At 42.5% G+C, this 13,462-nt stretch carries 12 protein-coding genes (1 of these 12 running past the window's edge); 8 read left to right on the plus strand and 4 right to left on the minus strand.

Annotation, left to right across the window (positions count from 1 at the left end; genetic code table 11):
• The 4 genes in view from cobT to cbiB are tightly spaced (at most 30 nt apart) and all read right to left on the minus strand, a layout consistent with a single transcriptional unit that may run on beyond the window.
• On the minus strand, positions 1-803 hold the 5' portion of the coding sequence (gene cobT / locus CI960_RS03035; RefSeq protein WP_005855054.1) for a nicotinate-nucleotide--dimethylbenzimidazole phosphoribosyltransferase. 238 nt of this gene lie to the left of the window's left edge; 803 of the gene's 1,041 nt are visible here — the first part of the coding sequence; its start codon is at positions 801-803; the stop codon falls past the left edge of the window.
• A 30-nt stretch (positions 804-833) separates the two neighbouring features.
• On the minus strand, positions 834-1,349 hold the full coding sequence (gene cobU, locus CI960_RS03040; protein WP_005855056.1) for a bifunctional adenosylcobinamide kinase/adenosylcobinamide-phosphate guanylyltransferase: 516 nt from the start codon (positions 1,347-1,349) through the stop codon (positions 834-836).
• Positions 1,342-1,911 carry a S4 domain-containing protein gene (locus CI960_RS03045; RefSeq protein WP_005855059.1) on the minus strand — a complete coding sequence of 190 codons (570 nt, stop codon included), beginning with the start codon at positions 1,909-1,911 and terminating at the stop codon, positions 1,342-1,344. Before CI960_RS03045 ends, cobU begins: the two co-directional genes overlap by 8 nt.
• A gap of 10 nt (positions 1,912-1,921) precedes the next feature.
• Positions 1,922-2,881: an adenosylcobinamide-phosphate synthase CbiB gene (gene cbiB, locus CI960_RS03050; RefSeq protein ID WP_005855061.1), complete on the minus strand. Its 960-nt coding sequence runs from the start codon at positions 2,879-2,881 to the stop codon at positions 1,922-1,924.
• A 381-nt stretch (positions 2,882-3,262) separates the two neighbouring features.
• On the opposite strand from cbiB, the gene CI960_RS03060 reads away from it, so the two are divergent.
• The 8 genes from CI960_RS03060 (at position 3,263) to rplI (ending at position 13,334) form a co-directional block, all read left to right on the plus strand.
• Positions 3,263-3,814: an RNA polymerase sigma-70 factor gene (locus tag CI960_RS03060; protein WP_005855064.1), complete on the plus strand. Its 552-nt coding sequence runs from the start codon at positions 3,263-3,265 to the stop codon at positions 3,812-3,814.
• Between the two features lie 61 nt (positions 3,815-3,875).
• On the plus strand, positions 3,876-4,856 hold the full coding sequence (locus tag CI960_RS03065; RefSeq protein WP_005855066.1) for a FecR family protein: 981 nt from the start codon (positions 3,876-3,878) through the stop codon (positions 4,854-4,856).
• A 295-nt stretch (positions 4,857-5,151) separates the two neighbouring features.
• A complete protein-coding gene (locus CI960_RS03070; RefSeq protein WP_005855068.1) occupies positions 5,152-8,442 on the plus strand; it encodes a TonB-dependent receptor in 3,291 nt (1,096 codons plus the stop codon).
• Positions 8,443-8,452: 10 nt separating this feature from the next.
• The gene (locus CI960_RS03075; protein WP_005855070.1) at positions 8,453-10,225 is read left to right on the plus strand and encodes a RagB/SusD family nutrient uptake outer membrane protein; all 1,773 of its coding nucleotides are present in this window, start codon (positions 8,453-8,455) and stop codon (positions 10,223-10,225) included.
• 3 nt (positions 10,226-10,228) lie between these two features.
• On the plus strand, positions 10,229-11,953 hold the full coding sequence (locus tag CI960_RS03080; protein WP_005855072.1) for an FAD-dependent oxidoreductase: 1,725 nt from the start codon (positions 10,229-10,231) through the stop codon (positions 11,951-11,953).
• A 284-nt stretch (positions 11,954-12,237) separates the two neighbouring features.
• The gene (rpsF, locus tag CI960_RS03085) at positions 12,238-12,594 is read left to right on the plus strand and encodes a 30S ribosomal protein S6 (protein ID WP_005865478.1); all 357 of its coding nucleotides are present in this window, start codon (positions 12,238-12,240) and stop codon (positions 12,592-12,594) included.
• A gap of 2 nt (positions 12,595-12,596) precedes the next feature.
• Positions 12,597-12,866 carry a 30S ribosomal protein S18 gene (gene rpsR, locus CI960_RS03090; protein WP_005637107.1) on the plus strand — a complete coding sequence of 90 codons (270 nt, stop codon included), beginning with the start codon at positions 12,597-12,599 and terminating at the stop codon, positions 12,864-12,866.
• 21 nt (positions 12,867-12,887) lie between these two features.
• Positions 12,888-13,334, plus strand: coding sequence for a 50S ribosomal protein L9 (gene rplI, locus CI960_RS03095; RefSeq protein ID WP_005855078.1), 447 nt, complete (start codon positions 12,888-12,890; stop codon positions 13,332-13,334).
• The last annotated feature ends 128 nt before the right edge of the window (positions 13,335-13,462 follow it).

Below are 13,462 nucleotides of genomic sequence, written 5' to 3' on the forward strand. Positions count from 1 at the left end.
AATACGCAATTCGTCATGATAAAACCATCCACGAGGATAATCATCTTCAGTTCGGCGGCACGCAACATGCCTCCTACAGCCATAACCATCTCATACCCTCCGAAGTAGCGCATTACATCCAAGGCGCTTCCATCCCCCTTATAATTCTCCAACGAGCGTTTCAGTACGTTGTATTTATGCCGTACGCCCTCGCTGTCCAGTCCACTACCGGCCCCCACACAGTCGATCAATGGGATTTGTGTGAGGCAAGTCATCCACATGCTGGAAGCCGCCGTATTCCCGATACCCATCTCTCCGAAACTGATCACGTTACAGCCTTCGTTGTAACAATCCGTCACGATATCGGCTCCGTATTGAAGGGCTTTCTCCATTTCCTCCACGGTCATGGCCGCCTCGTGAAGAAAGTTACGGGTTCCTCCCTTGCGCACCTTGCGGTCGATAAGTTGGGGGATAACGGGGAAATCGAAATCCACGCCGCCATCCACGATCTTCAACTCAAACCCATGCTGGCGGGCAAGGTAGCAAACTCCCGCTCCTCCGTTCAAGAAATTATGGATCACTTGGCGAGTTACCTCCTTGGGAGATTTGCTTACGCCCTCGTCGGCGATGCCGTGATCCGATGCATAGATTACGTTCACGGGATGACGCAAGACAGGCGATAAGGTTTGCTGGATCAATCCCACTTGCAGGGCGAGCGCCTCGAGCGTTCCCAATGAGCCTTTCGGCTTTGTCAGATTATCGATCTTGTCTTGTAAAGCGGCCTCCAGCCCTTTGTCCGGGGCCTCGATGTGAAATTGTATCATGATAGTAGTATTTTATATAAGTCGTTGTTCTTATTCCTTGATCTTGACGGGGATTCCGCTGACCATCAAGACAACCTCGTCCGCTTTAGAGGCAATATATTGGTTGAGCCAGCCTTGCATATCGGTAAATTTACGTTGCACCTCGTCTATCGGCACGCCTCCCATACCCAGCTCGTTCGTCACGAAGATCAGGTAGGCATCTTGCTGGGAGAGTTTATCGAACTCCGCTTTGAGGAGGGAGAGGGATAATTCCACGTCGCTTTGATTGTCGAAGAAGAAATTCGTTCCCCAAAGGGTTACGCAATCGATCACCACGACACGATCGGTAAGATCGTGGCGGCTCAAGTATTTCTCTTCCTCTATATTGGTCCACTCGGGTCCACGGTCTCGCTGGTGGCGTTCCACCCGCTTCCGGAACTCTTCGTCCCAGATGCGGGAGGTAGCTAGGTAAACCGGGTTGGGCGACAGCGATAAGGCGAGCCTCTGTGCGTACCCGCTCTTGCCGGACCGCTGTCCTCCAGTCACTAAGATCACTTTCTTACTCATCGCCTCCGTGATTCCTGTTTTTCCGGTGGGCGGCACGTTTCGCCTTGTTGATCGGGTTGTTCTTGCTCGTCTTCCGAAGGGCGGCCGATTTCGGGTTGGCGGCGATCCGCTGCGCCACCGCCGATTTGCTCAGTGCCTTTCCGAACTTGGGGCGTAAGGCATCCCGCAATAACTTCTCCTCGTCGGTAAGCTTGGCGGTCTTGGATTTCCAGCCTCCCTCTTTCTGCGCCTTACGGGCGGCAGCGTATTTATTGAACTTTCCGAACTTCTCCATTTTAGCGCCTTCATGGCCTCCCTTGTTCTCGGGTTTCGCTTTCCGGAGCGTGCCGAGTAATTCTTTTTCTTGCTGCATCTCCTTTTTCTCCTCCTCTTGCAGGCGGATATATTTCTCTACGTTCAAGCGTTCACCGTCCACCAATACGACATCCTCCGCCGTGACCTTCTGGCCTACGTGCGGTTGCTTGCCGTTTACGGTTACCCGTTCCATCTCGATGAAATTGTCCGCTTCCCGGCGTGAGCAAACACCGGCTTCGCTTATCAGTTTGTTTAATCTAATTTCCATATTATTAATATTATATTATTAGTAAAATAAGGGTGACGATCACACCCATCAACAGTTCCGTATTGCTATTCACTTGAATGGCGATACGCATATCCTCGGTCGTGAAAGGCCTCGCGTTCGTCCCGATATAAGGCTTCTCCACCGGTTTGCCGAAATAATCGTGCGTCCCCCCGAACTGGCAGTCCAAGACCGCCGCCAAGGCCGCTTCTGGATAACCGGAATTAGGGCTTGCGTGTTCAGGGCCGAAACGCCGTACGAAATCCCTTTTCCCCCAATTATTGGAGACAAGCAACATCAAATAGGCCGTGAGGCGGGCCGGGATGTAATTGGCGATATCGTCGATTAGCGCCGCTATCCGTCCGAACTCTAGGTAACGCTCATTCTTATAACCGATCATCGAGTCCAGTGTATTCACCATCTTGTAAGCCATCATCCCCGGCAACCCCAGCAGGGCGAACCAAAACATCGGGGCGATCACGCCGTCGCTCAGGTTCTCGGACAAGGTCTCCAACGCCGCCGCCCGTATCTCTTGCGGCGACAGGTTCGAGGTATCCCTCCCAACGATCCGCGCCACTTGCCGCCGTCCTTCTTCCGTGCTACGGTCCACGGCCTCGAACACCGCCTTCACTTCCTTAATAAGCGTCTTCCCGGATAGGCAATAAAATACGCCGACAGCCGTCAGCAACCCACTGAACTGCGGATGTATGATCCAAGCCCACGACAATATCCTCTCGCAGATTAAATACACGCCAAGGATAAGCACGACTGCCAGTATACCGCCTTTTAGGACCCGCTCGGAGCCTTTATTCAACTCTTTCTCTCCGGCGCTGATCGCTTTGCCAAACCATACGATCGGATGGGGCCAACCTTCCGGGTCTCCCAGCAACCGGTCGGATAACCAACCGCCCAAAAAGGGCATGATCTTGAGTAAATTGATAGAATGATGTAACCAATACATATTGAATGTCATTGAAGGAACAAACTTAGACAAAAAAAAGAACATAAGGAAGTGGTAAGCGATTCTTCATCACACATTAGGCGAAAGAAACCTACATTTAAAGGATTTCGAGCGTAGACTTTCATATTCTATCAGCTGTTGTATGATCATCCACCATCCGTTGCATGATCTTCTAACAGTTGGTGGATGATCATACAACGGATGGTAGAAGATGAATAGGTACGGAGAAAACGGCTAAAGGATGCCTTTAGAAGCCTTAAATCTTCGGGAAGGGAGGGCTTGATATACGGGGGATTTCTTTCAATTTTGTATTTATTAACAAGAAAAGCGTTCTTACGGCCGGTTATTATTACTTTATTTGCTCCCACCGTATCGTGAAAGGAGTTAATCGAGATGACAGATGAAAAATCCATTTTAGAACAATTTGCCGCTGGAAATCATACCGCTTTCCGGGAATTGTTCATGCGTTACCATCTGAAAGTCTATTATTTCGTGCTGGGACTCGTGAAGTCCGAGAGCGATGCCGAGGACTTGACCCAAGAGATTTTCCTAAAGCTTTGGACGCATCGGAGTCGTTTCACGGAAGTGAGGACGTTCGGTTCCTACCTCTATGTGCTGGCGAAGCATACGGCGTTCAATTATATCGAATCCCGCCGGGTGAATCTCGTGAGCTTGGAGAGTGCTTCGGAGGAAGACGAGGAGCGAAGTACGCCTTATGAGGATTTAGTCGCTAAGGATTTGCGATTGTTGGTGGATATGATTGTAGAGACCATGCCGCCACAGCGGAGGATGATCTACCGGATGAGCCGTAATGAGGGATTGTCGAACACAGAGATTGCCGAGAATTTACAACTCTCAAAAAAGACCGTGGAAAAACATTTGAATCTAGCGTTAAGGGAATTGCGGAACGTAGTATTGACTTTCCTTCTTGTTATGATATGTTAATGAATTGAGGGTAAAGTGAGAAAAGTAGGTCCTATAAACAAGATAAAATAGAAAAGCAGGAATGAGTCCTATAAAAAAGATATTAAAATACTTTTTCCATCATTCGTTCTCCGGGGAGATGGTGGATCGGGTACATCAACGATTGGCGGAGCCGGGAGACGAACGGGAAAAGGAAGAGGTTTTACGGGAGATCTGGAATGAGATCGGTTTTCCGGAGGCGGATAAACGAAGCGAGATGGCTTTCACCCGGTTGGAGAATACATTGGACGTGAGGCCCCGTCCCTGTCTGCGTATCCCGGCATGGGTGCGTATCGCCGCTATCTGGCTGATCCCTTTGTTGTCGTTGGGTGTTTCTTATTATCTATATAGAGACGCACGGGATGTCAGGCAGCTCGCTTTTATGGAGCGGTTTGTACCTTCCGGCAAGCGGGAGCGGATCACCTTGCCCGATGGTAGCGAGGTCTGGTTGAATTCCGGTACCTTGCTGCTTTATCCATCCGACTTTATCGGGGATAAGCGAGAGATCTATCTGGTGGGAGAGGGATATTTCAAGGTGCGAAAACGTCCTGAGCAACCTTTCATTGTGCGGACGAAAGCGATGCGGGTACAAGTGTTGGGTACCGAGTTTAATTTATCCGCTTACTCGGACCAAGAGAAGATAACGACAACCTTGGAGGAAGGTTCCTTGAAGATCCTTCCTGATGATCCCTCGGTGGCTCCATGTATATTGAGTCCTAACGAGCAGCTTGTCTACATCCCTTCCCGGGGAAAGGTGAACGTGCGGCAGGTGGTGGGCTCGGATTACTCGGCATGGAAAGAGGGAGGCTTGTTGTTTAACAACGATTCTTTCGAGGATATTTTAAAAACCTTGGAACGTGTCTATAATGTGAAGGTGCATTTGCGTACCTCCGCTTATCATTCCAACCGGCTTACGATCCATTTCAATAAGAATGAGTCATTGGTGAACATCATGATGCTGCTCAAGGAGATAGTACCTGGTTTAGAGTATCAGATCAAAGAGGATGGAGTCTATATTGATTAAAATGTATATTTCTTAGTCTTCTTTTAAAAGTGAAAGTATATATAGAAACGAGTGTGTTTACCAATTAGAAGTAAAAACTTTATCTCACTGTTTGTTTGTCGAGCTGAACAATAGATACGAGCTTTCGATAAACAGTTTGGTGTTTGTGTCCTTTGGAATTTCTATTACTCAATGTTCTGTGTTTTACATTTGTTAACTTTATTCTGTTAGGTGTATCCTTCGTATTCCTTGTCCTAATAACGAGTACGTACTATAGAAGGAAATATAAATGTTTAACTAAAAAATCTAATATCGCATGAACAGGAATAAATCTATATGTATCACTATTCTTTGTTTGAGTCTTGCTATGGTTCGGAGTTTGCCTATTGATGCGCAAAAAGTGACATTTCATGACGGTTTTATCTCTTTAAAACAAGCATTTGAGAAACTAGAGTCAGTCTCGACTTATAAGATAGCCTATAATGACAGTCAATTGGATGTGTCGAGAAAGGTCTTGATGGATCAAAAAGAAATGGAAGTCTTGTTGGCCTTATCGCAATTGTTAAAGAATACGGGGTACACATATAAGACAAATGGAAATTACATACTTATTGTACCGGAGAAAGCGGATGATACCACGAAAGACAGAAAAAGAGTATCGGGTGTGATTGTCGATAACCAAGGTATCCCTGTGATTGGTGCAAATGTTGTGGAGAAGGGGACTGCAAACGGAACTATCACTGATATTGATGGGAAATTCACGTTAGAGGTAAGCGGTAATGCTACTCTTCAAGTCTCATATATCGGCTATAATACGCAAGAATTATCGGTCTCAGGAAAGACCGATTTCTCCGTTAAACTTGGCGAGGATACGCAAGCTTTAGACGAGGTGGTCGTTGTTGGATATGGAACACAAAAGAAGGTAAATCTGACGGGAGCGGTGCAAAGTATTTCTAGTCAGGATTTAACGAAGCGAAACCTTTCCAGTTCATCTCAAGCCTTACAAGGCTTGATACCGGGTATGGTTGTTACCCAAAGTTCCGGAGCTCCGGGAGCGACGGCCTCCATCCAAATCCGAGGAACGGGATCGATCAATTCAAATAGTGAGCCTTTGGTATTGATAGATGGAGTTGAGGGGGATATGAACTCTGTCGATATGAATGCGATAGAGTCTGTCTCTGTATTGAAAGATGCTGCATCAGCGTCGATCTATGGATCTCGTGCCTCTAATGGTGTCATTTTGGTGACAACCAAAAGGGCTAAAGAAAATAAATTATCGGTCTCTTATAATGGTTATGTAGGTTTTCGTACGCCTACCTCGACTCCTAATCCCGTAGATGCGGTCACTTATATGGAGGCTATCAATCAAGCGTGCGTTAATAATAATCAAGCCCCTCAATATTCGGAAGAGGTAATTAATGCCTATAAAACTTCTGGGGCAGATAATATTCATAGGTATGATACGAATTGGAAAGATTTAGTATTTGATGAAATCACGTTAACACATAATCATTCACTTAGTGTTAGTGGTGGTAGTGATGTGTTAAAGACATTTGTCAATGCTTCCTATAATTATGAGGATGGTTTAATACCAAATAATTCGTTCAAACGTACTGCTATTCGTTCAAACACGGACGTTAAGCTAACAGAGTGGCTTAGGGCGGGTTTAAACCTGAATATCCGTAGAAGCATTCAAAAAGACCCGACGAGTGGAACAAATAATATTATAAATAGTACGTTGCGTTTTACACCTCTTTTTGGGGCTGTTAATAATGATGGAACTTGGGGAAATGGCCAAAATGGTATCAATCCGTTAGCGCAAGCGATTGATGGTGGGGTTAAGGTCGTAGATAATAATGATATAGATGTAAAAGGAACTCTCGCTTTGACACCAATCAAAGGTATGGAGATCTTGGCCAGTTATGCCAGCAGGCGGTATGAGAATAAACAAGATAAGTTTCAGAATACCTATGATACTTATGAGGGTGGTAATTTTATCATGACTTATCCTACGACTAAATCTAGGTATGAGGAGTGGTATCAGTTGATTAAGAACCAGTTTAACGCTCAGGTGACTTATGAAAATACTTTCAATGAAAGGCATTATTTTAAGGGCTTTTTGGGATTTCAAACCGATGAGTTCAAAAATAAGTCGTTTGGTGGTTCACGTAATAATTATTACTATGATGGCTACGAGGAAATGAATCATGGGGATGCCTCTTCCTCTATGGTTAATGGTAATAGTTCTAAATTGACTATGATGTCATATTTCGCTCGCTTTAATTATACTTTTGCGGACAAATATTTAATCGAACTTACCGGACGTTACGATGGCTCATCAAGGTTCACTGCTAAAAATCGCTGGGGATTTTTTCCTTCAGTGTCTATTGGATGGCGAATATCAGAGGAACATTTCTTCGATCCATTAAAAGATGCGATTGATAATTTGAAGATCCGTGCTTCGTATGGTTCTTTAGGAAACCAAGACCTCAAGGACTATTATCCATATGCGTCTGTATTAGCCTTGGATGCCTCGTATTGGTTTGGAGATAGTAAAAATTATACTACAGGAATTTATTCCAATGCGTTGTCTAATCCTGAAATCTCTTGGGAGAAATCACAGCAGTTTGATTTTGGATTGGATATTACCGCTTTTAATACCCGTTTGGATGTGACGTTTGATTATTACATCCGTGAAATTAGCGATATGTTGCAACAATTTCCCGTGACTTATGCGGTTGGTTTGACTTCTCCATGGGAGAATGCGGGCAATATGAGAAATAACGGTTGGGATTTAAGCGTGATGTGGCATGATCGGATAGGAAAAGTGAAATATAACATTAGGGCTATGTTATCCGATGTAAAAAATGAGGTGACGGATCTGTATGGAAATAAGTATATTAATGATAATAATACGACACAAGAGGGATTCCCTATAAGTTCTTGGTATGGATATGTGGCTGATGGATATTTCCAGTCTAAAGAGGAGATTAATAACTATCCAGTTTATGGGAATAATAAAGATAATGTAAAGCCCGGATATATAAAATATAAGGATATTAGTGGCCCTGAAGGGGTACCTGATGGCCAGATCACAGATGCGGATCGTACGATTATCGGTGATCCACAACCACGTTATTCTTTTAGTCTGAATCTAGGTGCGGAATGGAATAACTTTGACTTTAATGTGTTTTTACAAGGAGTGGGTAAACGGGATATATTCTTTAACGGAGCAGGAGCAAGGCCGTTTTGGATGGGAGGTACTGTTTACGAACATCAGTTGGATTCTTGGTCTGAAGAGAATCGAAATGCAGAATATCCTTTATTATTGATTGATGGTTCAGGCGGAGGAAACATGAATAATATTCCTTCTTCTTTTTGGGTAAAGAGTGGGGCTTATATGCGTTTAAAGAACGTGAGTGTAGGTTACTCATTGCCTAAGAATATATTAGGTAAATCAGGGCTTAGTAATGTGCGATTTTATCTAAGCGGCCAAAATCTACTCACAATAGCAAAAGGATATAAAGGATATGATCCTGAAGGTGATGTATCATCTTATTATCCGGTTACTCAGGTTTATACATTTGGTGTCGATATAAAATTTTAAAGGAAAGGTTATGAAAAGATACAGATTCATTTATACGATTTGCGTGTTACTTGTTTTTATTAATATATCATGCAGTGATTTTTTGGATGTAGAAGATACGAATCCGTCTTACACAAACGAGGGATTTTATACAAATGAGAACGCAATCAGAGAAGGGGCAACTGGTGTATATTCGAACTTATATATGCAGGTTGTAGGAGAACTCGCCCATACGACAATCTTTGATTTTTATACAGGGCTAGCTCTGGAAAGAAATGAGAATACGACGATTGGTGCGGGAGGTGGTTTAAATGCGGATAACAGCGATATACTTAAATTCTGGTCCCAACTTTATACGAACGTAGCGAGAGCAAACGCATTTTTAACAGGAGTGAGGCCGAATATGGATGATCTTAGTAAGAAGTCTTTACAGTATGTATCGGAGGTCCGTGTGTTAAGAGCGTATTATTATTATCTGTTAATCGCTTTATGGGGGGATGTGCCTTTTTATACAGAACCTCCCACTTCCGATCAGTATGAGGTGGAAAAAACATCAAGGGTTAAAATATTGGATTTTATTATAAACGAATGTAATGAAGCTACCGAATATCTAGATTGGATCGCAATGGATAGAGGACGTGTTGATAAATCATTTGCGTATGGTCTTATCAATCGTATGGCTTTATTAGGGGGGAGTTTAGATTTCGGAGGAAAAAGTACTGAATATTTTAAAATAGCCGCTGAAGCAGCCTCAAAAGTGATCGGGAAACGTTTGCTGGCATTGAACTACGAGGATTTGTTTGTCGTGGAAGGACAGGCGAAAGCAGATGTCCGAAACGAGATGATTTTGGAGATGATCTATAATGTTGATGGTACGAATGTTCACAGGAATTGGACTGGATTTGGTTTTGTCTCTCGTATGCAAGGACAAACGTCTCGACATCCGAGTATGCTGTTGGCAGATACTTATGAATGTATAGATGGGAAACGTATTGATGAATCTCCACTATATGATGTACATCACCCACAAAAGAACAGGGACCCTCGTTTCAAGGCTACTTTATGGATGCATGGAGATACAGCTACTTGTAATAATGGTTCTTTGAATACCGTTATTATCAATGCCTATGATGACGAGACACAACAATATAATTATACGACTGGTGAATGGGAGGTTAGAAATAATGATGATATAAATAGCGCTGCAGCTTGGGCTAGTTTTACCAATGCCGGGTGTGGTTATATTATAGCTAAATATAGTAAAGAAACATCTCAAAATATTAGCTATACAAGTCAAAATGTACCAATCATGCGATATGCGGAAATCTTACTTGGTTATGCGGAAGCGAAGATTGAACTAGGGGAGTTGGATCAGAGCGTTTATGACGCTATCAATCAAGTACGAAATCGTGTAGGGATGCCCAATGTATCGGCTGATAGAATCGGAAATATAGAGAAAATGCGTCAATTAGTAAGAAGAGAGCGTAAGGTAGAATTCGCTATTGAAGGATTGCATCTGATCGATATGAGAAGATGGGGAATTGGGGATTTAGAAAATGAGAAACCGATGTATGGTCGTCCTATCGAGGAAATTCGTTATAAAGGTTTGTCTGAGACCGATATTCCTTATTTTAAGAAATCGGATCGTCATGATTTAAATGATATTCCTGATTATGAGTCTTATAAAGAGAAATTGAAAGTAAGGGACGCAAATCGTTATTGGGATGCTAAATTTGAGTTATGGCCTATTCCTCAACAAGAATTGGATCGTAATCCTAAATTAGTTCAAAATAAAGGGTATTAAAATATGAAACGACGAGATTTTTTGACTTATAGTTTATTGACAGGAGGAAGCTCGCTTTTGCTTCCTCTTGTGACAGCTTGCCAAAAAGGGAATAAGATTTCCTCTTCCATGCCGATTGAAGGAGGAGCGAAAGTAGAGGAAATGAAAGCTGATATTGTGGTTGTTGGAGGAGGAATGGGCGGTTGTGCAACTGCGTTAGCCGCTTGTAGAAATGGTATGAATGTAATTCTTACGGAAGAAACGGATTGGATTGGTGGACAGGTTTCTCAGCAAGGTGTACCGCCAGACGAACATAAATGGATTGAGTCTGGTGGAGCTACCGCATCTTATCGAATGTATAGAAATAAAATACGTGATTTTTATCGGTATCATTATCATTTAACAGAGGCGGCTCGTAATAATCCATATCTAAATCCGGGTAATGGTGGTGTATCTAAAATATGCCATGAACCGATGGTTTCTGTGGAGGTCTTGATGGAAATGCTAATGCCTTATGTTAGTGCGGGAAAATTACAAATTTTGTTAAATCATAAGGCTCAAAGTTCCGATGTGCAGGGAGATGAAGTGTTAGCTGTTACTGTACGAGATAGACAAAATGGAGAACTTGTTACCTTGACCGCTCCTTATTTTGTGGATGCGACAGAGTGTGGTGATTTACTACCACTGACGAAGACTGAATATGTAACAGGTTCGGAGTCGCAAGAAGATACAAAAGAGCTGCATGCTGCTAAGCAGTCAAATCCTTTGAATAATCAGGCTTTTACTGTTTGTTTTGCGATGGAATACATACCGGGAGAAGATTGGACGATCGATAAGCCAGATAATTATACGTTTTGGGCTAACTATATACCAAATTTAACTCCTGCATGGCCAGGTAAATTGTTGAGTATGACCTATCCGACACCATCTACATTAAAACCTAATCATGCTGTCTGTATTCCTGATGGAACACCAACGGATGCTTTTAACTTTTGGATGTATCGTAGAATTATAGATCAGCATAATTTTCTTCCAGATACTTACCAAGGGAGCACGACTCTTGTTAATTGGCCTCAGAATGATTATATGTTAGGGAATATTATAGATGTGCCCGAGAATGAATTTCAGAAGCATGTGGATGCCGCAAAAGCTTTGAATCTTTCATTGTTATATTGGTTACAGACTGAAGCCCCACGACCAGATGGTGGTGTTGGTTGGAAGGGATTAAGGCTCCGTAAAAATTTGCTTGGTACGAAAGATGGAATGGCTAAATATCCTTATATAAGGGAGTCACGCCGCATTAAAGCGGAATTTAGAATTTTAGAGGAGCATGTGGGCGAAGAGAATAGGAAGTTGATATCAGGAGAAACAACTGCTGCTGCATTTTATGATAGTGTTGGTATTGGTTATTATCATATAGATTTGCATCCTTCTTGTGGAGGAGACAATTATATAGATTTCAACTCTCTTCGTTTTCAAATACCGTTAGGTGCTTTATTACCACAGCGGGTAAATAATTTGTTCCCTGCATGTAAAAATATAGGGACGACTCACATAACAAATGGGTGTTATCGTACCCATCCAGTAGAGTGGGGAATAGGAGAAGCTGTAGGTTTATTAATTACCTATGCCAGTAAAAAGCAAATATCCGCTCGTATTATTCGCAGCGATAAGAATATGCTAACGGATTTCCAGCAATGGATTCAAAAAGAAGGAGTCGAGATTGCATGGAAAAAAGAACTTGTGTAAATATTGTGTGTTGGTAAAAATTAGGATTGGAGAACCGTATTAATGGAATCAAGAAATGAATTCTTGTTTTGTTGATACGGTTCTTTTCTTTTTATGTCAAGAAAATGTTTTTACCTTTAGACGGGCAAAAAGAATCCCGAATGAGTGGGTATGGATTTTTTTTGCTAAAACATGTTAATAGAAAGTTTTTTCTTTTTAATAATATGTATTTGTTTGTCAGTTACGAAATAATCACTACCTTTGCACCGCAAAATTTTTTATTAATCAATATTAAACAGCGTTTTATGAACAATTACGAAACCGTTTTCATTTTGACTCCCGTTTTGTCTGACGCTCAGATGAAGGAAGCGGTAGAGAAATTCACGAACCTTCTGAAAGCTCAAGGAGCTGAGATCGTGAATGAAGAGAACTGGGGCTTGCGCAAGTTAGCTTATCCTATCGACAAGAAGACAACAGGCTTCTACCAGTTGGTTGAATTCAAGGCAGATCCTAGTGTTATCGCTACGTTGGAGTTGAACTTCCGTCGTGACGAGCGTGTGATCCGCTTCTTGACTTTCCGTCAAGACAAGTATGCCGCAGAATATGCAGCTAAGAGAAGAAATCTGAAATCATCTAAAGAAACAGTAAAGGAGAATAATTAATTATGGCAGCAACTCAATCAGAAATCAGATATTTAACTCCGCCTTCAGTAGACGTTAAGAAGAAAAAATATTGCCGTTTCAAAAAGAACGGTATCAAGTATATCGATTATAAGGATCCTGAATTCTTGAAGAAATTCTTGAACGAGCAAGGTAAGATCCTTCCGCGTCGTATCACTGGTACTTCCTTGAAGTTCCAACGTCGTGTGGCTCAGGCTGTAAAGCGTGCTCGTCACTTGGCTTTGCTTCCTTACGTGACCGATTTGATGAAATAATTAATTAAGAGGAGACAGAATATGCAAGTTATTTTGAAAGAAGATGTAGTGAATTTAGGCTACAAAGACGATATCGTAACAGTAAAAGACGGTTACGGACGTAACTTTCTAATCCCCACGGGTAAGGCAGTGATCGCTTCAGAGTCTGCTAAGAAAGTATTGGCTGAGAACTTGAAGCAACGTGCCCATAAATTGGCTAAGATCAAGGAAGACGCTCAGACTTTGGCCGCTAAGTTAGAGGGTGTAGCTTTGACGATTGGTGCTAAGACTAGCTCTACAGGTACGATCTTCGGTTCTGTAACGAATATCCAAGTTGCTGAGGCTTTGGCTAAGGCTGGTTTCGAGAATATCGATCGTAAGATTATCTATATCAAGGAGTCTGTTAAGGAAGTAGGTAGCTATAAGGCTGTTTTGAAACTTCACAAAGAGGTTTCCGTTGAGGTTCCTTTCGAGGTTGTTTCTGAATAATAGATACTTTAATATATCATGAAAGAGGGTAGTTTCGAAACTGCCCTCTTTTTTTGTTTTAATTATAAAAAAAGATATCTGTCAATCAGCAAAAAAGCGCTACATTTGTCTCCAAATTTGCAATAATT

The sequence above is a fragment of the Parabacteroides sp. CT06 genome, from assembly GCF_002257605.1.
Lineage (GTDB): Bacteria > Bacteroidota > Bacteroidia > Bacteroidales > Tannerellaceae > Parabacteroides > Parabacteroides distasonis.